The sequence below is a fragment of the Aerosakkonema funiforme FACHB-1375 genome (assembly GCF_014696265.1).
Taxonomy (GTDB): Bacteria; Cyanobacteriota; Cyanobacteriia; order Cyanobacteriales; family Aerosakkonemataceae; genus Aerosakkonema; species Aerosakkonema funiforme_A.
This window is the reverse complement of sequence record NZ_JACJPW010000002.1, coordinates 95,243-118,896: the sequence shown is the minus strand read 5'-3', so window position 1 is coordinate 118,896 and position 23,654 is coordinate 95,243. Positions and strand designations below refer to the sequence as shown.

Below are 23,654 nucleotides of genomic sequence, written 5' to 3'. Positions count from 1 at the left end.
CTAGGGGAAGTACTATCGATAATGCGATCGAACTGCGCTCCAATTTTTTTAACATACCAGTAAATCTCTCCTTACCATCAATTTTTATTAAGTATGAGGTTGGCGATCGCGAGCCACATTTATTGATTATGTTCGCTAATTTTTGCTACTGCCTCAAGTTGCGATCGCTGCTCGATCGACTGCCCAATCATTTCTCCAGTCTATATAGACCAATTAATTGATCTGACAGATTGCATACCCACTGTCGCGGTAGTAGATCTAGAAATGCTTCTAGCAGAAAGCGACCGCCTAAAATCCACGCATTGTCATAAAATGGCGTTGCCCCGTATGTGACTGCACCGCGTCCGCGATCGACTATTTTAAAACCTATTTTTTCTAAAGTATTATCCCACTCGCTAATTGTTTTTAACGATACATGGCCGTGCAAGAAGACATTTTCAGTTTCTATATTGACTTTTTGAGATTGCTCTTTCATCGCCTGCATTTCTGCTCGCATCCTGTCAAGACGGTTTCGGCTCCAGTAGGCACCCTGAAACACATTTGGTTCATTTGGTGTGGTAATAATTAGGTATCCGTTTGGTTTGGTTATCCGCTTTATTTCCTTTATAAATAACTCCGGATCGATTAGATGTTCGATCACTTCAGAGCAATAAACTACATTAACTTCGCCATCTTTAAATGGTAGGTTTTTTGTAACGTCACAAGCTATTATATCGACATTATCCACATTGTAATATTTCTTCTTAAGATTAGCCACTTCTAATGCAGTAGGCTCAGCTTCTAAACCTATCAAACGCCAACCTGACGAATGTTTTTCTAAAAATTGACGAATTAGAAATAGATCGATGCTTTCGCCACAACCAACATCTACAAACAGATAAGGTGCTGATTTTTCGGTTTGATTGAGATCAAACAAGTGAAGATTGCGTTTAAACAGTTTTATAACTTCTTGCCGCTTGCGATACCAAAAATAATTTCCTGAAGGTGTCGCACAAATTGGACTTTGTTCGTAATCAAACTTCCCTTTTAAAATTTCGACTAATTTTTCATCAAAATTCATCCTAAGTTTCTCCTTTCTTAACGATTGACAATTATACCAAAGTTTAAAAATTCTTGTATGGGTTTGAGCGCAAACCCTTGCAGCTTGCTCAAGAACCTCCACTATCGCCGGGACTTAAAACCTCTTTGACTCGGCTTGCCAACTGCTGTCGATATCGAGTCCAGGTTAGTTGTTCGGCTTGGTGTCGAGCGCGTCGTCCCATTTCCGCTAATTCTAAGGTATGGCTGTAACACCACTCTAATTTTTCCTTAAGAGATTCTACATCGCGAACGGGTACGATGAAACCTTCTATACCGTCAGCGATGATATCTGAAACGCCCGCGTTTGGGGTAGTAATAACGGGAATACCGCAAGCCATCGCTTCCAACACCACCAGAGGAAGTCCTTCCACAAGTGTGGGCAAAACTAAAACATCGGCACTAGAATAATAGTCATTTAATGAAGCGTGTGGTACGGATGGAATGTAACGAATTTGATTTCGATATTGTGCTAAATAATTATCTGGAAATTCATTAATTCCGACTAGCAATAACTCAGATTCTGGCAATTTCAATTCTTGCCACGCTTGCAGTAAATAGTGGACGCCTTTGCGCGGACCAATCCGACCGACAAATAAAGCCCGAAATAATTTGTCTGTTTTGGGTTTGGGATAGAAATAATCGATGGGTGCGCCAAAGGGAATGACGTTAATTTTTTCTGGGTTGACGCCAGCTTCCACTAATGAATTTTGTACAAATGAAGAGGCGACGAAGATGCGATCGGCTAGCTGAATTTCCTGTTCTTTCCGCTCGATTTTCCAAGCAGGTTCCCTCGCTGCTTGCAACGCCGAGGTAAACTCTGGAAAACGTTGAGCTTCTTCTGTTTGAATGTCGCGACTTTTGCGATAGAAGAGAATGGGCAGATCGTATAAGCAGAGAATACCGCGTTGTTTAGCGACTTGAAATGTTGTTGCCGCTCCATCTTCGTAAGCGTAAACGGCATCTAGATTGTCAAGGTGATTCTCGGCGACATGGCGATCGATCGAAGCGTAAATCCAATCAACTGTTTCTTGTAAACTAAAACCTAAGCGATCGTTCAATTTTGTCCGCACGAGAGCAATTCGCATTGCTTCTTGCCAAGGATGCGGACGCATCCAAACACCCTTTGGTGCCATCCACGTCCGCCGCCCTAATTCATCAGCTACTCGGTTTTTAATTGTTTTTGGCAATAAATTTAAGTAGCGCGATACCCATCCTTTAGGATTGTAAGCAATTGTGGTAATTATTTCGTCGAGCAGATCGGCTTCCCACAAAGCCAGTGCAGCTTCACGAGAATTCGGATTGCCGATCGGGTGAATCAGGGAGATACGCAGCTTGGGCATTTTGGTTTAACCATTGTAATTGTTCTTGCCAATTCATCACTTGTTCCAATCGAGGTAATAGAAAGATAAAACCGGTGGAAAACCAGTAGTAAGTTGCGAAGGTATGGTGAAAAACAAGCTGCCCGTTGATCCAAATTGCGTGTAGAAGAAAAGCGGTTAGTGCTAACTGACGAAGGAACGGTCTTTTCAATTTCCAGAATACCATAAAAAGCGCAATTATTATACTTACCCTTAAGGCATACCATATTATGAAACCTATTACGCCTAGCTCTAAAGCTATTCTCCCCATTTCTGCCTCATAACCTACAGGAATAACTTCGCCTGGGGGTAAATTTAACGCAAGGCGAAGCGCTGCACCTCCTAAGTGCGTTGCACCGGCACCAAAGCCATCAATTCCTTTAAAATTTATATAGTTAAAAGGCTCAGATAATGTGCCAAAAACGCGATCGGATATGTCTCTACCTGCGCTGGTACGGTTCAGAAAAGCATCCACGGCTGGGCGAAACCAAATTAGAGAAGCCATAGAAACAACAACAGATGGTATCAAGAAAGGCTTGAGCAAACGGAAAACAGCATAAGGATTGGTGAGAGTTCTAATACCTAAATAGCCCCCCAAAATTATCACAGCGCTGAAAACTGTGCTGCGAGAGCCAGTCATAAAAGAGTTAACCGTCCATAAAAGCAATTCAGCAATAGTAGCCCACTGCCACCACCGTGACTGTTTAAATGAAAGTATAGGTAGTAGTAAGCTAAAACACGCTAGTAAATAGGCTGCGTAATTATTAATGTATGAAAATGTTCCTGTTATGCGTACACCTCCAGCTGTTAAGTCGCTATTTATGAATGTGGCAACTTCCACTTTTGCCACTTCGCTTTGAACGTATGAGTTAATCGGACTGGATGCCGGACTGAAAAATTGAACAACGCCCAATATGCCAACCGGTATCAGTAAAAAAAGGTGCGATCGCAAAAATTTGTAAAGCTCTTCCTCTGTGGGAAATAAAACTGGCATCATCCAAATAAAGGGAATATAGAAGAGATAGGTTTTCAATCCAAACAAGCCAATAATGGGCGAACCTAAACTTGGATTAAAAGCCTGCAACAGGCACCATCCTGCCGCCATAAAAATCATGGCATTAACCAAGTGATTTTTAATCGGAAATTTTCTTTCTCCCCCCGCTACATAGTACTTAAGGTAAGCTCCTAAAAGAAAAAAATCTTTCAAAAAATAAATTAGTTCGCTAGCTTGCGGTAACACCCATTTTCTCAGCGCACCCTCAATAACGATAAGGAAAAACGCTATCTTTACAGCGCGACGCCAATTGGAAAAGGAGAATAAAAATATAGCGACAACGGCTAGCAGAGCAATTAGTAGCTTCACTAAAATAACCCCTCTTTTAAATCATCGAATCAGCAATTGTCATAAGTGATTGGTAGTTTTTCTTTAAAAGTCCCAAAGAATAGGCAATTTTAACCGCTCGCTCTTCAGAAAAGGTTGACGCAAGTTTGCCTAAAAGAAAAGGGCCATACAGTTTAGTTTGACGAATAGGACGCCAGCCACAATGCAGGAGAAGATTAGTAATTGTCTGAAATGTCCAACAATAAAAATGTTGGTCGTTATCAGGCTCCAGAGAGGGGTTTAATTTTACTTCTATGGGAAGAATCAAGATTAATTTACCTGCTGGTTTCACATAGCGGTGAAATCTTTTCAAGTCATCGGCTGGAGTAGGAGAGTGTTCGAGAGAATGAGATGACAGTAAAAGGTCAAAATGATTCTGCGGAATTTCTTCTATACTACCAAAAGCTTTTTGGCCGCGCTGTCTCAGAAAATTTATGGCAAACTCGGAAAAATCAAAAAATGCTACATTTGGTAAAGCTGCTGAAACTTGACCTAACCCGCAACCAAAATCCAAAACAGAAAGGTTAACATCAAGATGATTCGCCGAAAAAATTGCCTCTTGCCAATACAAAGAAAGCAAATTATAGTATTTTTCATCGGTGAATACTCGTCCGTAATGAGAAATATAGTAATCTTTGTCGTAGGCAAAACTTGGCCGATCGTGCGAACTCGTGCTTAGCATTGCACTCTCCTGAAACCGAATGTCAATATATAATACATTGAAGTTAACGTAATTCAATTTATTTTTTACTAATTATTTTATCATACAGTTCAAGATATATTTTGGTAAGTTTTACTTCATCAAAAGCATCGAGTTGAACAGCCGCGCTTTCAAGTTGTTTTTCAGCTAAAGACCTATCTTCGAGCAGTTTAATCATACATTCATAAAGGGCGCGATCGTCTCCATTTTTGAATTTGAGTCCCGCATCTCCTACACATTCTGCGTGTCCGCCGAATTCAGAAACAATCATATTTTTGCCAGCGGCTAAAAGTTCTAATGTTACTCCTCCAAATGGTTCTTCCCAGACTGAAGGAACAACGGCAATATGAGACTTACCGATAATTTCCACTAATTCCTTACCCGATTTAGAGCCAAAGAAAAACACATTATTTACCAATCCAAGTTCCCGAACAAGCTTTTCTAGAGAAGGTCTTATATTTCCGTCACCGACTATAGCCAGGGTTTTAGTACTATGGATTGGCTCGGAAATCAACAAGTGAAATGCACGGATTAAGTCGGGAACTCCCTTTTCGCTAACCAAACGTCCAACGTAGATAAAATCATATTGGTGATTTTGGATGTTTTTGGCAGCTTTGAACTTATTTAAGGAATAAGGTGTATGAGCGACCACTTGATTTTTGCAAGTTTGTCGTTTAGCTACCCAGTTTGAACAGGCGATGTTTAAATCTACGTTGTCCGCAACATAGCGCCTAATGTATAACTTTACTGACTCTTTTAAAACATAACTTAAGCCATTTTTTTTCCAATGATAATTTATGGAAGCTAAGGGAGTTATGGGAGCGGGTTCGCCATCCACCCAGCCCAACCCATCAATACAGGACACTTGGTAGCCATTGTGTGTCCAGATAAAAGGTTTATTGTTTAATTTTGCGAAGGGAAACATGGCTACGCTCGCACCATTAGAATGTACTAAATCGCATTGTCGGGTAAGTTCAAAACGTTCTTTGAGCGTAGGTTTTCTAATTACTTTATAGATAGGCGGCTCTTCATCTGGCTTGGCAAGCGTTTCGGTAACAACCAGGCATTCATGCCCCAAATTAACGATATTTTCAGCTAAAGTGGCGGTGATAGTTTCAACGCCACCTGTAGAAGGCCAAAAAACTGAGGAGTAAAGCAGAATTTTCATCTTTCATGTGGGTTTTTGGGTAATTGCCAGGAAGTTATCGCTGTAACGCAACCCTTTGAGCAGTCCTGCGGAAATGGTTTGCCAATGGAGTGAGGGAAACTTAGGAATACCACCAATATCGGTAAAAATAAATTTGGGTGCAGAAAAGCCAGCTTCCTTGAGGATGCGATCGACATCTTTCCGTAGAAGTGGGGTAATGTGTGCCGGATAGGAACTATCACCAAAAAGTACAAAATGTCCTTGTAATAGAAGAGCCAATAAAGATCGCCAACTTTCATTATTGGGTGTACTAAAAATCAGAGTTCCACCGGGACGGAGCAATCGAAACCATTCGCGTGCAACTGCTCTGGGGTTTTCCAAATGCTCGATTACTTCTGCTGAGACGATAACGTCAAATGTTTCGGGAGGGATGTCGGTGGGATAATTTAAATCTCCGGTCAGGAATTTAATAGAATCATCAACTTGGGGAGAATGCTGGATGATATCGATCGCACTAATCGATCGAAAGCGACCTAACGCTTGCAGCCGCCGAGTTAAATTTCCCGTACCCGCACCAAAATCTAAAATATCGCCTTTGAGATCGAGCTGTATCAATACCCGTTCAAACGCTGCGTAGACCGGATCGCTACTAATACCGCCACTGGTTTGTGCTGCTAGCTGATGCTGGGTTTCCAGAGATCCATCCATACTTAATTATTTTGGCTCAACAGTTGTGTGGCAAAGGTTTTCGCTTGTACCGATAAGTTATGGCTTTGATACCAAGTATAGGCATTATCTGCGATCGCCTGCCCGACTTCCAAACTCAGCCTTGCTGTGGGACGATCTGCTAGCCAGTAGTGTTTCCCCGCCTCCAAACCATCCATCTGCAAAGCATTGTAGAAAATGCCGATCGGAATCGTTCCGTGGGCGCTATAGGCAGCAAAAACACCGGATTTAGCCAAATACTGGGTATGGTAGTCAAAAAATCCAGCTACAGAATTTAATAGGATCGCGCTAATCTCCGCTGCCGTTTTCTTACCCATCACCACTACTGGTATCCCATCGATCTTGGAGAGATCGAGACCCGTAGGTGGCCCTACATCCCATATCTCTTCAATCTCCAACTGTTGGCAAGTCAATACCAGATTTGATAACGACCTCTGATAAACTCGCAGACGATTGCTGGAACTGCCGAAAACCACTAAAGAGCGAGGACGATGTGCTAGGGGGGGGACTTGTTTTGGTTCGCCAATATTAGAAAAGACTGGAATAGCGGGGATTTGAGAATGTTTGCCGGAGCTTAACTCGTGTATGATTTGGGCATAGCCTTGATGACTGGTGAGACAGCGATCGCTCAATCTCGCTAGCCGCACAGCTAAGTTTTTTTGCACCGGGGACAGCCAAAACGAACTTGCCCATATTGGCCCTGTGGCGTAAAGTTCGTGAAACATCGTCACCAAAGAGCCATTATTGTTAACTTTTCGCCACTTTTCCAAGGCATTAACTAACCAAAAAGGACAGCCTCGCTTAGCATAGCCATAGCCAACGTAGTGTAAAAGAATTGTAGCCGTTTTCTGACTGTTACTATCCAGCAGTGACCACAGACGATCGACAGAACGTTCGCTTACCTGGCCGATCCCAAATCGATCGATTTCTTTTGTGCCAGCCCAAGACGGGTTGCCCACAATAAAATGCGTTTCTATGCTAAAATCCTGGCGGAGTTGCCTAGCCACATTAAGGGCATAATCTCCGACTCCATCGATCGCCGGAGGAAGACCGGGAGTGATGCAAGTAACTTGGGCTGAGGTCGTCATTTTTACTTTCTACTATCGAGCTACCACTAACAAACCGTAATTCCTTATTAAGGAATCACTGTAAGTTCAAAAGGCTTTTTTGGTAGCGAGTTGAAACTGCGGCCTAAAAATTCAACTCTTGGGTACTTTATGTTCAATTCTGGATATTGCATTGCTAGCCGATGTGTACTAGCTATCCACGTAACATCGGATGGCTTATCTTTTGCTGAGAGTAGAGGGGCATTAACTGGTCCCATAAAAGTCAAGTCTATAGAATTTTTAGGCAATTTATAGTCAAACACAAACCTAGCTGCTACTTCATCTATAGCGTATTTTCTGTTTGGTTTAGCTAGGAAAGCTTCTCTAATTTGTTGGTATTTTGCTGACGGCAGATATTCTCTTCCTGCCAAAGATATGATATTTAAGCTTTGACTGGACAAATAAATTATCAGTACCATTATAGCTGCATATAACCTCTGTTTTGCTCCCCCAATCTTAGAAACTATGCAGACAATTCCAAGCCAAACAAAGAAAAAATTAAACCACAAAGCTAAACCATAAAGGAACATATTTAAAACCATCCCCGTAGTTAGCCCAACAAATAAAATTTTTAAGTATACGGGAATAAAATGCCTTTTTTGAAAAACTATTATAGCTATTAATAAAAATAAAATGTAACTGGGTACGTTCAAAACAGGGCCATAGTACTCTGTCATCAACTTAAAAAATAAAATAATTCCCTTAATGCTTCCAGCTTGTCGCCAAGAAGCATGAAGAAGAAAGTCTGACAGAAAAATCTTCACTTCAAAATTAATGCACAGTAAAAAGAGAGTAAAAATTAGGGCGGTTGCTGCTAAAAGCGCTAAAACTCTTGTCTGAATATACTTAGTATTAATATTGTTTGGGCTACCTGTAGAGATCGAATTTATCCCTAAGATAGCTATGCCAAAAGAAAATCCGTAGGCAGAGGTAATCGGCGAAGTGAAAACAGCACTTTCAACAAAGCTAAAACCCAGAAAGTATCGCCACCAGTTGTCCCCTGTGAGCAGCCATAGACCTAACCCTAAAAAAGCCATTCCCAGAGCATCTTGGCGGAAACCTGTACTATAGTAAGGGTTGGAGTTACAGTGCCATGCCGCGAACAGAACAGTTGCACAAATTGCAGTAAGTCTGGGAAACCCGTAAAATCTTAGTAGCAGCGCACAAGATAAAGAGAATGTGTTGTAGCATAAATACTGGAATAACCGTAAGCTAGTTGTACTAATACCTGCAATTTTTAGCCACCCAGCTAAAGTATAAGAGTGAAAAGGAGGTTGAAAGTAGAATTTACCGCTACTCAATGCTGAGTTCCACGCTTCTAAGTACGGGTTGGTAAATTCCCCTCCTTTGGATAAGTTAATCGCTGCGCCTGTAAAGAAAAGATCGTCTATACAGGGTAAGGGATATCCCAACAAAAATAGTATAGACCAAATGGCAGCAATAGGTATTGCTACTGTCAGGATAAATTTTTTCAAAGAGTAAGTATGCTGTGCAATCATCAGGTTAAATATTAATTTATATAACTACGCAAAAACATTACTAACTATATGCTTGTATTCAGAAATCCATTGATAAATATCAGTTAAAGTGGTTTGAGCATTTCGTTGAGGCTTCCATCCAGTAGTTTGCATAATCTTACTGGAGTTTGTTATATAAATAGGAACATCTCCTGTGCGGTTATCGGGTACTGGGGTAATGGCAATTTGCTGTCCGGTAATTTCTTGGCAAAGCAGAGTTGTTTCATAAAGAGAAAGTGTATTTTCTGTTCCACCTCCCACATTAAAAGTTTGTCCTTTCAGTTTATCTAAATTCTGAATTTGGATATCAATTAAGTCTAATAAATCTGCTATGTGTAGGAAGTCTCTCACTTGTTTACCTGTTCCTCCATAACCGATATATTTGACCGATCGTCCAAAATAGTGAGCGGCCATCCATAAAGCAAATACACCTTGATCGACCTTCCCCATTTGCCAAGGCCCAGTCAGCACGCCACAGCGATCGACCACAGTTCTGAGTCCATAAGCATCGGCATATTCAGCGATGAGCAGCTCTGATGCTAGTTTAGTAGCTCCGTAGAGCGATCGCGCTCCGTCTAAGGGAAATTCCTCTGAAATACCCTGACTCGAAACACCAGGCAAAGACTGCTCATCCAAAAGTTGAAACCTAGTTTCAGTTTCTCTAAATTTTAAAGCATTGAGATGCGCGATCGGATAAACCCGACTCGTAGACAGAAAGATAAAATCTGCCTGAGTCTGTCGTGCCAATTCCAGACAGTTAATAGTTCCTACTAAATTTGTTTGGAGTACGTAACCAGGAGAAGTATAGCCAGCTAACACCGATGGTTCCGCAGAACACTCTAATATTAAGTCTGGTTGCAATGCCACAGGATCGAGATCTTCTTTATTCCGGACATCACCATGAATAAACTCTATTCCTGCCTGCTTCAGTCTTGGCAAATTTAACTCAGAACCCCGTCGTTTCAGGTTATCTAAAGCCGCGATTTTCCAGTCAGGATAGCGTTGCGCTAACCCCAGCCCCAAACAGCTACCAACAAAACCAGAACCTCCTGTAATTAAAACTTTTCTACTCACCTGCTTTACCTCTATATTCTTACTTCTGCCTAACTAGAAATCTTTTGATGCTTTCACAAACATTTGTCCTCCCAAAAAAACTCCATAAAAATTGGAACTTCAAATACAATCTCAAAACCTTAGCCTAACTTTAGCATATTAAGCTTTTATCCTAATACCAGCTTGCTCATGACGCTTACGTACATAATCTCCTCTAGAAAGCATTCTTTCCAGAAATATATAGAGGACTATGAACAAGTACCTGCTCCCCATTTCTTTTATTTTTAACTTAGAAACTCCCGTTTTACGGTTGCGCCATATAATTGGTATTGTTGTGTAAGAATACCCCCTAACTATTGCTTTTAAAGGAATTTCAACTGTTAAATTGAAGTGGTGAGATAGAAGTGGAAAAACACCTTCTATTACCTCTTTTCTGTAAATTTTAAAAGCATTTGTTGTGTCGTTTAATTTCAATCCAAATAGTATTTGGATAAATAGGTTAGCTAGCCGATTTATTATCAATTTATGAATCGGGTAATCAATTACTTTACCACCTTTAATAAAGCGCGATCCAAACACGCACTCATAGCCTTCTTGCAACTTATAATAATAGTCAACTATATTTTCAGGCTCGTCAGAACTATCCGCCATCACAATTGCCACGACATCTCCTTGAAAATTTTCTAACCCGCAACGCACGGCAAAACCAAAGCCATTTGGATAATAGTTGTTGATATAACGTACTTTTTCGTTTTGGGAACTGAGGTGCTGCAATAATTCTTCGGTGCGATCTCTACTGTTATCGTTGACAACTAAAATTTCGTAAGGAATATTTTTTTCTTCTAACATCTGAGCGATGGATTCCACCGTATATACAATAGATCCTTCTTCGTTGTAAGCGGGAATTACCACTGATAAAACATCGACTTTACCATTTTTAGTAGATAGTGAAGCTCCTTTATCTCTGCCACTGTACATTGGTAAATTAGAGCTATTTTCCAATGCAGGAGCTAAACCTTCTGGGTAATATAGTTCGGACTCCGTTTCTGCCTTATTCTGGTATTTTGAGTCTTTAACTTGACTCTTAAATACCAGTTTGTCGCTAATCAAGTAGTTGAGCGAAGCATTTATCAATACACCCACTAAAGTATTTATTCTATAATCGATTAAGAGCGAATCCAAAATAGGAAATACAATAAAAATCCGAGCTATTATAGCAGATCCGGCAGACATATGGTAAAGAGGGAGTTGCCGCAACCACACTTCTCTAACTGTCCAATTCCCCCCTGGCCAAACCAAAATTCGGTATAAGAAGAAACTAAACAGCAATGACATCTCGATCGACAGTACATTCGCTACATTTCGTAAAATAGGTGTGTCAAATCCCATGAACTCGATCAAGCAATTCATCAGCAACAAATTGAATGTTGCTGCTACGCCACCTGCGATAATAAATTTCAATATGCGATTCCGAAGTAGCTTTGATAACATCGCTGTAAATACCCCAAACAACAATGATTGTCAATTCTAAGATCGTTAACTCGATCGACTGCTAAACCCATCGACTGACATTCTGGTTAAATATCTCTTTCAAAATTTCTGTAATTCCATAGGTTAGATTCCATTCTGGGTAGTGACTTTTGAATTTATCAATATCGCTTATCCACCAGATATGGTCGCCAATTCGGTTTGATTCTTCATATACCCAGTTCAGCTTCTTTTCGGTAATTGCTTCGCACTCTTGAATTGCTTCTAACATAGAACAATTACTAAACCTACCTCCACCAATGTTGTATACCTCGGCTACGCGGGGATTTTGGTAAAAATGATAGAAAGCGTTGACCAAATCGTAGCTGTGAATATTATCGCGAACCTGCTTGCCTTTATAACCGAAAACTTTGTAAGCTGTTCCGGTCATAGTGCATTTCATTAAATATGAAAGGAACCCATGTAACTCAGCACCAGAGTGACTTGGCCCGGTTAAACAGCCGCCTCTAAAACTAGCTGTTTTCATGCTAAAATAACGACCGTATTCCTGAACTAATACATCGGCAGCAACTTTAGAAGCCCCAAACAAAGAGTGTTTGCATTGGTCGATACTCATGTTTTCATCAATCCCCTTGTTGTAAGGGTGGGTTTCTTCAATTTCCCAACGCAATTCTTTTTCAATCAACGGCAAATAGTTTGGCGAATCTCCGTATACTTTGTTAGTGGAACAAAAAATAAATACTGCATCCGGGCAAATTTGACGGGTACTTTCTAGTAATACAAGAGTGCCATTAGCATTGACGCTAAAATCGGTGTAGGGATCGCGAGCAGCCCAATCGTGAGAAGGTTGGGCTGCTGTGTGAATTATTAGGCTAATATCTTTACCGTATGTGTTAAACAAATTCTCGATCGCTTCTCGATCGCGAATATCTATAGAATGATGGATATATTTTTCCCCATAATCTTGTGAGAGGCGATCGCGATTCCATTCTGTGGAAGCACCTTTACCAAAAAACGTCTCCCGCATATTGTTGTCTATGCCGACAATTGTATATCCCTTCTCGCAAAAGAAACGTACTGATTCGGAACCAATCAGACCAGCTGAACCCGTTACAAGAATAATGGACATTTCTGCTTTACCTATCTCTAAAAAATAACTTCAATCGACTTATCCGTTCGCAATTTCTGCTAATTCATAAATTTATGCCTCCATAATTGAAAGTAGTAGCTGATTTGACGAGCCAGATGTAAATCCTCGATCGTACTGTATTCATTGCTGTGGTCTGATTATAATAGAGACTGCCCGATTAAACTAGCAGTTGCTATAAATTAATTTCGGAGCAACTTGGCGATAATTTCCATAACCTCCGGCGGCTTATAAAGTTCGTTGCGATCGCTCTCTTTACCATATATATGGCACGTTCGATCGTAACCCCACAATGCCGCGTGCTGTTTAGTCGAAGGAAAACAATCCCCAAGCAAAACAACCGTAGGTATGGAGAAAGCAGCAGCTGCGTGCATCAACATACTGGAGTTACAGACGACAAAATCAGCAGCAGCTACTAAAGCGAAAGTTTCCCTTAGTGTCAGATCTCCAGCTAAATTCCGCACCCCCTGTGAAATTGCGCTTAATTGTTGACCGGCAGAGCGATCGTGCTTTCCCCCAACGATAATAACTTCTAGATTGTCTCCCTGCGTCAGCATTTTTACCAGAGCTACGTAGTTTTCCAACGGCCAGCACTTCTCGACAAAACCTCCCCCTGGCCCAATAACGATGCGCTGTAATCGTCGATCTGCTCGATCGCCTTTGGGCGACCACCGATGCTCGCCCGCCTGGAGTTCGCTCTCGCTCAGGAATATTTGCGGTCTGCACTCTGGCAATTCCGTCGCACCCAACAGTTCGGCAAAACGCAGAGCTGCACGACCAACGTTTTGCCACTCATCAAATTGCACGTACTTTTGCGTTGCTGTGTGTCCGCCTGCATATCCCCGTACCCCCAAACGATAGGGTATGCCCGTCCTCATCATCAGCAACGAACCAAAATAGCTTCCTAAAATATCAATACCGACATCAAAACGCCGTTTTGCCAACTCCTCACTCTCAGATGAAAAAGCAATATAGTTGAAAGCATCCCATAAACTTTGGTTAGGAATGACTTTATTGTTCCAGGGCGCGTTAACTGTCATTACTTCTGAAATATACGGATTCAGCTTCAGAATTTCCACGTTCCACTCGCCTACACCAGCCACAATATCAGCATCGGGGAACCGCAGCTTTAAAGCCTCAAAAAGCGGAGTTATTACTAATAGATCGCCAATATCGTTGTTTCGTAAAACAAAAATTGACTTGATTTTTTCTGGTATATTTTTATGGTTGGTTATCATCTTGCTTACCAACCAGACCATTCCCTCCGCCGCACTTCTTTTCAATGACATAAAAATAAAAACCTATTTTTATAGGCTAAAAAAATAATTTTATAGCTGTGTTGACCAAAGAATACCTACCGTACTCTGCCAATTTTCTTGGGGAGATATGCGGACAATCCGATGACCCGATCTTTCAATTAACTCTTGTAGCTCTTGAATGGTTTGTTTATCAAATAAATGATACTCCATACAAAAGTTTTGAGTGCGTTTGAGTAGTTCGGTATTCTGGAATATTGACCACTCCGACCCCTCACAATCCATCTTCAACAAATCGATTTTACGCCCTGACGCCACCTCAGAGGCACTTATACAATTGACAGGTAAGTTACCTTCTGCACCGATCTGCCCATTTGTAGAATCAGATTTCGTATCCAGCATGACGACTCCTGTGCGATCGGTAACCGCATAAGGAAATACTTTGATATTAGTCATCTTTGCATTTTGCTCAAGCCAACTTAATGCCATTGGATTTGGTTCGTAGGCATATATATCAGCATCGGGAAACAGTAAGCTGCAAAGCTTGCTAAACATCCCTACATTCGCACCAATATCTACAATTACTGATGGATTTAAGTCTTTTGACCATTTGAAAATATCATAGCAATCCTGAACAATTACCTCTCCGTAACAAGTTGCCGACCCCAAATCGTTACCAGCAAATACCTGACAAGTTTTGCCGTTCGCTGCAATCCAATAAGGCGGACGAGCCATCGCCATTCTATAGTAGTTAAAATTGGAGCGCAACAGGAGATTTTTAAAGTAGTTTATCTTTTTTACAGTCTTCATTGTTACTCCTTTTACGTGGTTACTAGAATTTACAGCTTCCCAACTTTACCTTTAATTTTTCTGCCAGCGCTTTTTTACTTTGGCTATAATTTTAGGTAACTTCCACAATAAATCTTGATTGAAATTCGAGTAGCGTAGCGATGCAAAACTATATCTGACAGCAAGTGCTGGATTAGGTTTAAAGAACAGGTTGAAACAAAGACTAGCATAAAGCTGGCTTTCAATGACATTGATGTTGTCTTGTCGCTTCACAGTCGTTTCATCAGCATAGTGTTTAATTAATGCACCGAGAACGCAACGACTGCGAAAGCCGTGGTAGTAGAGGTAAGCTCCAAACTCTAAGTAGCTAGATCCAAAGGGAAACCACTCCACCATTCTATGTCCTCGGTCAAAAACTTCCCTGGGATAAATTGTAGCGCCATCAGCGATCGCCCAATTATCATCAACATCTGTCACTTCACCAGCTACTCCAGATGGGTATAATTGGCTTGCTGTTGGAGAAATCCCACAATACTCCCCATTGATAAAACCTATCTCTCCACTTGTCCAGATAGATTTGGGATCGGAGCGAACAGCTACCATACACTGCTCCATATGTCCATCTGGCAATACGTGATCGTCATCCATCGTGCGAATATGCGTACCCTGACAAGCTAAAGCAGTATAATTTCGATTCGCATAAAGACCGTGACGAGGCCCAATAATATAGCGGCAGTTCCAATACTTTGCCACTGCTTCTGTTTTGGGTGCCAATTCAGGATCGGAATCATCGGAAACTACTACTTCAAAAGGTTGAATGTTTTGCGATCGCAAACTTTTTAAACAACGATCCAAACTCTCCGGTCTGTTTCGAGTTACTAAGGCTATACTTAAGTTGATTTCAGGCGATTTATGCACCATAAAATTATCAGATTAGTTCATCTCTGCCTTCTTTAACTTTTTTTATAAAAAAAAGCTTCTAGCGTATCTCCCATATTTAAGTTTTTTACTCCCCATTTCATCATTCTTTTTACTCCGTAAAATTTATCTTTTTTAGTAGCATGATGTATGGGACAGCAAAATTTAGATATTTCCAATTCATGCTTAGCGAGTAACTCAATTAAAGTCTTTTCTGTAAAATGCCAAAAATGTTCTTGAGGATACCATCCTGCCCAATTGGCAGACCTGACAAAAACAGAGTTGTATCGCGGTACTGTTACATAAAATATACCATTTGGCTTAAGGACTCTCGAAATTTCATCTAATGTTTCTTGCAAATTGGGGATATGCTCAAGTACGTGATGAGCTTGTATTATATCAAAGTAGTTAGATGGAAAGTTGCACTCGTCCAGAAGCATATCTCTGATATCTCTACCTAAGCTCCTGCCATAAGCTGCGGCTTTACTTAATAGTTCTATTCCAATAGATTCTTTGACTCCAAGCTGTGCAGCCATTTCCACTAGCTTACCGGTGTAACAGCCTATTTCTAGTATCTTTGTAGAGTCGTTTAAATACGGCTTTAATTGGTTAATTCTATAGGCACTCTCTTCCAGATAATTGATATAGTCGTCTTCATGTATTTTTACTTCGCTATCTTTATCAACTTCTACAGGCGCTGGGTTTGTCATAACCAATCCACATGACAAGCATTTGAGTGCTTGAAATGTCACGATTTTTCCATTGACAGGAAAATAAGAATAATTACCTTCAATAACTATATCAAATTTTTCCGATCCGCAAATACATATAGAATTGCTCATTGTAGACTTATTCCTGAAAATTAATGTTTTTTTTAGATGATAAATTGGCAAAAATTTTGGCAATTTGCTGGCAATTTATAAGTGCATCAAATTGTTTTTTGGCAATTTCTCTGCCTGCTTGACCCATTGATAATCTGAGATTGGTATCGTTAATTAATTTAAGGAGCGCTTCTCGCAACGCTGTGCGATCGCGCGGTTTCACCGTAAACCCATTCACCCCATCCTGCACTAATTCTGGCACTGCCATAACTTTAGTACCAATACAAGGTAAACCCGCTGCCATCGCTTCTGTAAACACTATTCCATATACTTCCTCATGAGTAGGCATCACAAATATATCTGCTGCTGCATATAATTTTATAATTTCTGGAGAAAATGCACCAATACCTCGATGGATTCTGACATTCGTTGTAGTACTTAAGTTTACAAAAGCATTGGTAACAATATCAAGTTCGCATATATCGCTTAGAGATTCCATAAAGACTGCTAGGACATCTTCTCCGCCTTTACGTACAAAGTCATTGCCAACAAATAGCAGCCGAGGCTTACTATGAATAGATTTTTCTTTAGGGGTTATGCCAAAGAAAAGCTCTAAGGGCACACCTGGATGAATATGAGTAACTTTTGTTGGTGAAATCCCATAATCATCTATTACAGAGCGTCGCGCTCGTTCTGACCAAGTAATGATATGGTCTGCTGCTCTAAAGCATTGACGCTCAACTTCTACGATCGGTCTACAAGTAATAGGAGATGGAAATGGTCGATCCCTTGAGAGTAACGCTGCGGTGTTGTCTATTGAAACTACAGAGGGAAACTTTTTTAATAGGGGAGCGGCAAGGTAAGCAATTGCTTGGGTATGAAGGTGAAGAACATCTGGCTGGTAATTTTTTAAAGCGCGTTCTAAACAGCGACGCGCAAAGAAGGAAGTAGCTAACTCAGTCCGAAATCTATGAAAGTCATAATCTACTTTCTGAGCCCCAGGTAGCTGTTTGCTCAGCAGCCAGTAAACAACTCTACCCAGGAAATCTCCTTTGAAGTAATCTGGTAAATGCAATGAGTTAAACTCAATTTTTTGTATATGTTCTTGAAATGTTTTTTCCAATATATTCTGATAAGTAGCGTGCCCCATTATGTAATGATTCAGGCTCAAGACTTTAATTTGTTTTTCAGTTTGTCTTTCCATAATTATTATAAATTTGGTTAATTATCGCTTTTGCCTCCGGTGAAATATTAGTAAAAACGATGTAATAACTATTTTCTTCATATTTATTTTTTCTCAAAACCTTACCATAAATATCTCCTACTATTGTCGTTCTATCCGAGCCAGTTAAGAAGCTCATCTTAATATTATCTTCTCGTGCTTTGAGCATAATATCTGAGTGCAGTTCAGCACCTTTGGCTGACAGCTTAACTAAGGTTCCTTTGGACGTACTGCCATCTAAATGCTTATCTTTCAGAACGCCATATTGTACGGGTAATTCGTCTTTTAGTTTGATGAGTAAATCTTCTTGTTTGGGCAGTTTGAGGTTGTACTTCCCATCGATACCTCCTACTTCATAAATGGTGATAAGCTCGTTAAACCCTTTTGGCTGTGCTGGGAAATCCCCATCTACTTGTAGGATGTCACCTACATCTTTGCGAGTATCCTCGGAAATTAAAATTTCGCCCCCCAATGTGTAAGATTCTATGCGAGCAGTGAGGTTGACATGACTGCCAACTACACCATATTTAGCGCGTTTCGATGAACCGATATTTCCGACTACAACTTCACCTGTGTTGATGCCAATACCCATTTCTATTCTGGGCAAGCCCAAGCGATCGTTCTTTTGGTTAACAGTATCCATAGCCAGCTGCATAGCTATGGCGCAAGCAACTGCTCTTTCGGCATCATCTTCTCTTTTTGTCGGCGCACCAAAAATGACTAAAATGGCATCGCCGATGAACTCGTCAATGGTGCCTTGGTACTTCATAATCACATCAGCCATATCCCCCAGGTAGATGTTTAACATCGAAACAACTGTTTCCGGTGGCAAACGTTCGGATACGGCGGAAAATCCTCTTAAATCTGACATTAAAATTGTAATTTTACGTCTCTCGCCGCCCAACTTCAATCCTTGGGGTGACTCAAGCAAACTGGCTACAACTTCATCGGTAAGGTAGCGACTAAAAGTGTTGCGAATTTCTCCTGCTGTACGGGCAATATAACTGGTAATGGCCATCGCAGATCCTGCAAAAGCCAGTACTGGCGGAACTACAGGAATCCACCAACCTTGCAGGAATGATAGGTAGCCGATCGACACTATACTTCCCACTGCCAACAGCATACTAGCCGTTCTCCGGATGGAAAATTTGGCCACACCTCCCTTATATCGGCGTATCCAACTTAAAATAGCACCAATAGCGGCAGCAGCAAAAATCCACAGCCACTCCAGCCACTCTGGCCAACTTTTGATTAAGGGACGACCTTCTAGTGCGGCGCTCAAAATCGCGCTTGTTAGATTGGCGTGAACTTCCACTCCAGAAGTTCGCTTGGGAATGCCGATGATACTGCTGCTGTAAGGAGTGTAGAGGAGATCGTTGAGGCTGTCTGCCGTTGAGCCGATCATCACGATGCGATCGCGCATCAAGTCGGACGGGATGCGATTCTCCAGTACATCCATCAAAGACACGCTCTTGAAAGTACCAGCCGGCCCGCGATAGTTTAGCAGAATCTGATATCCTCTGGCATCAGCACTTACATAGCCGCCATCATTGGCCTCAAAAGGAACAAACACCGTTTGACCCAATTGCAAATAATCTTGATTTTCAGCAGCGCCTTTAGGTTTGATGCCTTTTGCCTCAAGATAAATAAAAGCCAATCTCAGCGCCAAACTCTCTATGGTTTCGTCACGTTTTGAAATGTACAGGAAATGCCGACGGATCTTGCTATCCGTATCCAATGGCAAATCGTTAGCCCCAATTTGTTTCTTCGCTTGCAGCGCCGGCGGTGGGTCTACTGCTGGCCCGCTCACACCGCCAACCATTTTCTTGATGCCAATCAAATTGGGTGTGGAATTATACAGCTGCACCAATTCTTTGTTTCCGGGCTCGACAGGCAAATCGCGATAGATATCCAAACCAATTGCTATTGGTCGCTGTTGTTTGATTTTATTGAGTAATTTAGTTAGGACTCGATCGGGAATTGGCCACTGCTTTAATGTTTTTAGGTCTGTCTCGGTAATTCCGACAATCACAATGCGATCGTCTGGTTGCTCCTGGGGACGGAGGCGAATAAATTGATCGTAAGCCGACCATTCCAATAGCTGCAAAAATCCGGCAAAGCGCAAAAGTATTATTAATCCAGCCACACTTGGAGCTGTAATTAATACTCCGCGCCATTCCCAAATTTGCCGTTTCAGCTTAGACCACATAAACCTACCACTTTGCTAATCGGTAATTGGCAATTGGCTTGTACAATTGACTTTTGACCTTTACCAATCACCTGTTGGCTGTGCAGCAATCAACCAGGGGCTTTTCGACTACGGGATCTAGTCCGGCTGACTTGAGGAGTTTTTCCCACTGACGTGCCAGCGTAGAGTCGTCAGGATTTTCGCGGCGTAGCTCAACTAAGGTTGTGAGCGAGTCCTGCCAAATGCCTGCTGCTGCATATAAGGCCGGTCGATCGCTCGGTGTCGCCTTCTCCAGATCCTTCACCAAAGTTGGGCTGGGTTCAGTTCGCTCGATCCATCCGTCTACAATAGCATTCCCACTTTGATCTGTTGAATTACCATCAAGACAAAGCATTTTGAAATACCAATGATAAGATTTGCCCACTATTAAAGGCGGTAATTCACTTTTGGGTAGGGTAAAGCTGATAATACCCGAAGTAGCAGGAATTGTAAAAGTTTTTGTCCACAACGTATTCTCATTGGCATCTCGCAGCTCGAATTTCAATGCCTTTGCTGTGGATCGAGGAATATACCAATATAGTGTCGGATACTCTGCGGTCGTCAATGACAAGTTATTAGAAGGCATCAAAGCTCTCAGAGACTCTGCCGACTCCACGCATTTTCCCCGCGTTGCCCCTCCCACAGTTGTACTCGGTGCCTGTCGGTTCGGGGGTACGTATGTTTGACTGACTACCCAGCTGTTGGCGGATGTTTGGGTTATGGTGGGCCGATCGGACTGCGCCTCTAACCTGGCTGGCGAACTGGGAACGATCGCGGTTTGTAAACCTACAGCCACCAGCAGGGTGCTGAGAGTTAAGGGTAACTTAATCACATTCATATTCGGTAAAATTGCATCCCAGTCAATTGACTTTAAAAGCTAAACTCTGGTTTCGCATATTTAGTAGAATCTCAGCTTTTCTGATTATTTTCTCAGGACTGACTCACCCAGCCTGAGCTTAGGGGCGGCTTGAGTGGATAAATCCAGCTTTCGATCGATAGCTTCTTCGCAACACCCGCCGCTATAACCCCATAAATTTAGTGATTTTACCTAATACGATGTTACTTTCAAACATAGTATATTAGCTCTAGAGCCAATTTCCCACCAGCACGAAGGGTGCCCAATAAAAGGGATGCTTGTAAGCGGTATTTTTGAGCAGATTTAGCTGAGCGCGGCGGAGAGCTTCGGCTTTACTAATCCCTGTTTGAGATAACTCTCGATAGAATTGAGCCATCAACTCGGAAGTGGCGGCGTCGTTGACCGACCACAAAGAGGCGATCGTACTCCTTGCCCCAGACCGCACGGCGATTCCCGCCAGTCCCAAGGCAGCTCGTTTATCTCCTGTCGCGGTTTGGCAGGCACTCAGAACCAGCAATTCGATCGGTTTCGGTTCGCCTTTCAATCTTACTTCCAGTAATTCATCAAACTCTTTGACGTTGATTTTATTATCCCAGGTGAGAATAAAAGTTTCCTCAGCATTGGAACTAAACTGACCGTGAGTTGCCAAGTGAACGACCGGGAAAGCTGTTTCCTTAATCTCTTTTTGGAGGCCGTTGCTGGTAAACTGCCCATTTAAGAGTACAGTACTTGGCACTTCCGCACTGATTTGGCTCAATTCCGTTTTTACCGCAGGTAGCGCCGAAAAGTTTTGACGAGCTTCTGTCAGTCCAGCAGTTAGCACCCGGAAGGAGCGCTGCATCAAAGCTTTGGGCTCTAGCAGTTGCAGTCCTGGAGTGACGGCGATGCGGTACTTCTCCACCAAAAACTGATTACCGTCGTAGAGGACTGCCATCGGCAGATTACGCATCAAGCCATCGGGTACGAACACCAAAGTTTGAATTCCGTTTTTGGCTAAATCTGCCTCCGCCGGACGAATCAACCAATCGTAGAATTGTTGAGAAAGGCGCAAACGCTGCGAGGTAGAAGCAACCGGGCTGAGAGATTGGCGCAGCTGGTCTATAGAGCTTTCCACTTTGTCATTTGGCATTGCTGTCGCGTAGTGGCGCAAGGGTTGCCCCGGTATGCTGAGAATTACCTCTAATCTGTCTGCCAAAATAATCGGATAAATGACTGCGGCAGTGCGATCGATTCGATCGATCTGTACTGGTTTGCTGTCTAAACAAGATTCCCGAAAGAAGTTGTCCAATTCTGCCAGTTGTAGAGATTCTATGACGCTACGGGCTTGCATGATGCGATTTTGAATTGTGGTTTCCTGGCTTTGGTTGTCCGGTTGTAAAAGCAGTCCTACTAACTCTCGGTAAACTGGTTCGACGCTATCTCGGAAGGAGAACTGTACGTCTTGATTGATCGCTACTAAGTCGCTCCGTAAGGATTGTAAGGTGTTGACTGCTTCGGTGTAGGCGGCGATCGCATCTTTTATTTTTCCTTCCTTTTGCAGCAGTCGTCCCAATTGCCATTGCCACTGGTAAGCAATATCCCCGGCATTAATCGCCTGCGCGATCGATAAAGCTTCCTCTGTCAATTCTTTTGCATCTGACCATTGTTGATTTTCTCTATACAAACTGCCCAGATTGCCGAGAGCGTAACTTTTTGCTCGTGCGTCTTTGAGGCTTTCCGCTTGTTGGACAGATGTTACTAACAACTGTGCCATATCTTTGGTCAGTTTGCCGTTGTCGATCGCATCCGGCAAATCATTTTTATTTAACAAATTTTTCATACTTTGAGCTAAGTTAATCCTGGCATAGATACCCGCTCGCGTCGCTGGTAAATTACTCACCTGCGACTGAATTTGCCCAAACAAACTTTTGGCATCTTCTAAACGCTTTTGCTCCAGCAAAAGGCTTAGTTCATTGAGTCGAGCCTGTACTTGCGTAAGCTCGGAAGTAGATGTACTAGCAGTTTCTCGATAAAACTTTAGCGCCGCTGCTGCGTCTTGCTGGATGCGAGATGTATTGCCCAAACTCAGTAGCGTTTCGCCGATGTCTGGCGTGGATTGCAATCTTTTGGCAATCTCCAAACTTTGTTGCAATATTTCGCGGGAGCGTTTTAAATCCCCGACTTGTCTGAGGGCGTTACCCAAACTCCGCAATCCTATGGATTTGAGCAGGGAGTCTGGCTCTTTTTGGAGGGTTTGCTCCACCTCTTGTAAGGTAGTGGAAGCACGACGATACAAGCCCAAACTCTGCATTGCTTGAGTTTGGTTAATCAGGCTACCGATCGCACCTGCGCGATCGCCTCCTTTAGTGTAAGTAGCAGCAGCTTGTTGCCAAATAGCCAAAGCTTCTTCCGCATTTCCCAGCGCCAATTCCAAATTCCCTTTGGCGTTTAATGCTTGAGCTAAAATCAGTGCTGAGTTTTGATTTTTGGCTTGTGAATTATTGAGGAGATTGAGACTTTTTGATATGGCTTCTTTTGCTGACTGCCACTGTCCGAGTTGCTGAAGAGCTAACGACAGCATTGTCGATGCCCTTGCTTGATTTAGCGTATCCTTTAGATCTGCAAAATTTGATGCGGCTGACTGCCAAGCTTGGGCAGCGTTGCTAAATTGTCCCGCTTGGTAAAATTGTTTGCCTTGTTCCAGCAAATTCTCTGCCTTGCCGCCATCATTGGCAGAATTAACTAAACTCTCTACTGATTTGTTTTCCTGGTTTAAATAACCATTACTTTCAGTTGAAATTGCTGGTAAAGATACGCTGATAGCCAGCGACAATATAAATAAACCAAACAACAGAAAATGGAAACGTCTAAGCATGAATTTTA

19 protein-coding genes are annotated in these 23,654 nt (G+C 42.1%); all 19 read right to left on the bottom strand.

The window, feature by feature from the left end; genetic code table 11:
* Positions 1–187: 187 nt before the first annotated feature.
* Positions 188–1,060, bottom strand: coding sequence for a class I SAM-dependent methyltransferase (locus H6G03_RS01545; protein ID WP_190461362.1), 873 nt, complete (start codon positions 1,058–1,060; stop codon positions 188–190).
* 88 nt (positions 1,061–1,148) lie between these two features.
* Positions 1,149–2,420 (bottom strand): glycosyltransferase family 4 protein, encoded by a 1,272-nt coding sequence (locus H6G03_RS01540; protein ID WP_190461361.1) that lies wholly within the window; start codon positions 2,418–2,420, stop codon positions 1,149–1,151.
* On the bottom strand, positions 2,365–3,801 hold the full coding sequence (locus tag H6G03_RS01535) for a hypothetical protein (RefSeq protein ID WP_190461359.1): 1,437 nt from the start codon (positions 3,799–3,801) through the stop codon (positions 2,365–2,367). Before H6G03_RS01535 ends, H6G03_RS01540 begins: the two co-directional genes overlap by 56 nt.
* A 16-nt stretch (positions 3,802–3,817) precedes the next feature.
* A complete protein-coding gene (locus tag H6G03_RS01530) occupies positions 3,818–4,501 on the bottom strand; it encodes a class I SAM-dependent methyltransferase (protein ID WP_190461357.1) in 684 nt (227 codons plus the stop codon).
* Positions 4,502–4,559: 58 nt separating this feature from the next.
* Entirely contained in the window at positions 4,560–5,687 is a 1,128-nt protein-coding gene (locus H6G03_RS01525; RefSeq protein ID WP_190461355.1) for a glycosyltransferase family 4 protein, read from the bottom strand.
* A 3-nt stretch (positions 5,688–5,690) separates the two neighbouring features.
* Entirely contained in the window at positions 5,691–6,374 is a 684-nt protein-coding gene (locus H6G03_RS01520) for a class I SAM-dependent methyltransferase (RefSeq protein ID WP_190461352.1), read from the bottom strand.
* 2 nt (positions 6,375–6,376) lie between these two features.
* Positions 6,377–7,480, bottom strand: a complete 1,104-nt coding sequence (locus H6G03_RS01515; RefSeq protein WP_190461351.1) for a glycosyltransferase family 1 protein — start codon at positions 7,478–7,480, stop codon at positions 6,377–6,379.
* A 47-nt stretch (positions 7,481–7,527) separates the two neighbouring features.
* A complete protein-coding gene (locus H6G03_RS01510; protein ID WP_190461348.1) occupies positions 7,528–8,535 on the bottom strand; it encodes a hypothetical protein in 1,008 nt (335 codons plus the stop codon).
* Positions 8,536–9,021: 486 nt separating this feature from the next.
* The gene (locus H6G03_RS01505) at positions 9,022–10,089 is read right to left on the bottom strand and encodes an NAD-dependent epimerase/dehydratase family protein (RefSeq protein ID WP_190461346.1); all 1,068 of its coding nucleotides are present in this window, start codon (positions 10,087–10,089) and stop codon (positions 9,022–9,024) included.
* Between the two features lie 138 nt (positions 10,090–10,227).
* A complete protein-coding gene (locus H6G03_RS01500; protein WP_190461345.1) occupies positions 10,228–11,559 on the bottom strand; it encodes a glycosyltransferase in 1,332 nt (443 codons plus the stop codon).
* Positions 11,560–11,620: 61 nt separating this feature from the next.
* Complete coding sequence (locus tag H6G03_RS01495) at positions 11,621–12,685, bottom strand: NAD-dependent epimerase/dehydratase family protein (RefSeq protein WP_190461343.1); 1,065 nt, start codon at positions 12,683–12,685, stop codon at positions 11,621–11,623.
* A gap of 200 nt (positions 12,686–12,885) precedes the next feature.
* A complete protein-coding gene (locus tag H6G03_RS01490; protein WP_190461341.1) occupies positions 12,886–13,992 on the bottom strand; it encodes a glycosyltransferase family 9 protein in 1,107 nt (368 codons plus the stop codon).
* Between the two features lie 39 nt (positions 13,993–14,031).
* Positions 14,032–14,694 (bottom strand): FkbM family methyltransferase, encoded by a 663-nt coding sequence (locus H6G03_RS01485; RefSeq protein WP_206756600.1) that lies wholly within the window; start codon positions 14,692–14,694, stop codon positions 14,032–14,034.
* Positions 14,695–14,820: 126 nt separating this feature from the next.
* A complete protein-coding gene (locus H6G03_RS01480) occupies positions 14,821–15,669 on the bottom strand; it encodes a glycosyltransferase family 2 protein (RefSeq protein WP_190461337.1) in 849 nt (282 codons plus the stop codon).
* Between the two features lie 32 nt (positions 15,670–15,701).
* The gene (locus H6G03_RS01475) at positions 15,702–16,508 is read right to left on the bottom strand and encodes a class I SAM-dependent methyltransferase (RefSeq protein ID WP_190461335.1); all 807 of its coding nucleotides are present in this window, start codon (positions 16,506–16,508) and stop codon (positions 15,702–15,704) included.
* Positions 16,509–16,515: 7 nt separating this feature from the next.
* A complete protein-coding gene (locus H6G03_RS01470) occupies positions 16,516–17,691 on the bottom strand; it encodes a glycosyltransferase family 4 protein (RefSeq protein WP_190461331.1) in 1,176 nt (391 codons plus the stop codon).
* The gene (locus tag H6G03_RS01465; protein ID WP_190461329.1) at positions 17,675–19,918 is read right to left on the bottom strand and encodes a CHASE2 domain-containing protein; all 2,244 of its coding nucleotides are present in this window, start codon (positions 19,916–19,918) and stop codon (positions 17,675–17,677) included. Before H6G03_RS01465 ends, H6G03_RS01470 begins: the two co-directional genes overlap by 17 nt.
* A 67-nt stretch (positions 19,919–19,985) precedes the next feature.
* Positions 19,986–20,774 carry a DUF928 domain-containing protein gene (locus tag H6G03_RS01460; protein WP_190461327.1) on the bottom strand — a complete coding sequence of 263 codons (789 nt, stop codon included), beginning with the start codon at positions 20,772–20,774 and terminating at the stop codon, positions 19,986–19,988.
* 247 nt (positions 20,775–21,021) lie between these two features.
* The gene (locus H6G03_RS01455) at positions 21,022–23,646 is read right to left on the bottom strand and encodes a CHAT domain-containing protein (protein ID WP_190461325.1); all 2,625 of its coding nucleotides are present in this window, start codon (positions 23,644–23,646) and stop codon (positions 21,022–21,024) included.
* Between the last annotated feature and the right edge of the window lie 8 nt (positions 23,647–23,654).

Coding starts and splice junctions, on each gene's coding strand:
- H6G03_RS01545 (WP_190461362.1), bottom strand. CDS start 1,060: ATGAATTTTGATGAAAAATTAGTCGAAATTTTAAAAGGGAAGTTTGAT.
- H6G03_RS01540 (WP_190461361.1), bottom strand. CDS start 2,420: ATGCCCAAGCTGCGTATCTCCCTGATTCACCCGATCGGCAATCCGAAT.
- H6G03_RS01530 (WP_190461357.1), bottom strand. CDS start 4,501: ATGCTAAGCACGAGTTCGCACGATCGGCCAAGTTTTGCCTACGACAAA.
- H6G03_RS01525 (WP_190461355.1), bottom strand. CDS start 5,687: ATGAAAATTCTGCTTTACTCCTCAGTTTTTTGGCCTTCTACAGGTGGC.
- H6G03_RS01520 (WP_190461352.1), bottom strand. CDS start 6,374: ATGGATGGATCTCTGGAAACCCAGCATCAGCTAGCAGCACAAACCAGT.
- H6G03_RS01515 (WP_190461351.1), bottom strand. CDS start 7,480: ATGACGACCTCAGCCCAAGTTACTTGCATCACTCCCGGTCTTCCTCCG.
- H6G03_RS01510 (WP_190461348.1), bottom strand. CDS start 8,535: ATGGCTTTTTTAGGGTTAGGTCTATGGCTGCTCACAGGGGACAACTGG.
- H6G03_RS01500 (WP_190461345.1), bottom strand. CDS start 11,559: ATGTTATCAAAGCTACTTCGGAATCGCATATTGAAATTTATTATCGCA.
- H6G03_RS01495 (WP_190461343.1), bottom strand. CDS start 12,685: ATGTCCATTATTCTTGTAACGGGTTCAGCTGGTCTGATTGGTTCCGAA.
- H6G03_RS01490 (WP_190461341.1), bottom strand. CDS start 13,992: ATGTCATTGAAAAGAAGTGCGGCGGAGGGAATGGTCTGGTTGGTAAGC.
- H6G03_RS01485 (WP_206756600.1), bottom strand. CDS start 14,694: ATGGCTCGTCCGCCTTATTGGATTGCAGCGAACGGCAAAACTTGTCAG.
- H6G03_RS01480 (WP_190461337.1), bottom strand. CDS start 15,669: ATGGTGCATAAATCGCCTGAAATCAACTTAAGTATAGCCTTAGTAACT.
- H6G03_RS01475 (WP_190461335.1), bottom strand. CDS start 16,508: ATGAGCAATTCTATATGTATTTGCGGATCGGAAAAATTTGATATAGTT.
- H6G03_RS01470 (WP_190461331.1), bottom strand. CDS start 17,691: ATGGAAAGACAAACTGAAAAACAAATTAAAGTCTTGAGCCTGAATCAT.
- H6G03_RS01465 (WP_190461329.1), bottom strand. CDS start 19,918: ATGTGGTCTAAGCTGAAACGGCAAATTTGGGAATGGCGCGGAGTATTA.
- H6G03_RS01460 (WP_190461327.1), bottom strand. CDS start 20,774: ATGAATGTGATTAAGTTACCCTTAACTCTCAGCACCCTGCTGGTGGCT.
- H6G03_RS01455 (WP_190461325.1), bottom strand. CDS start 23,646: ATGCTTAGACGTTTCCATTTTCTGTTGTTTGGTTTATTTATATTGTCG.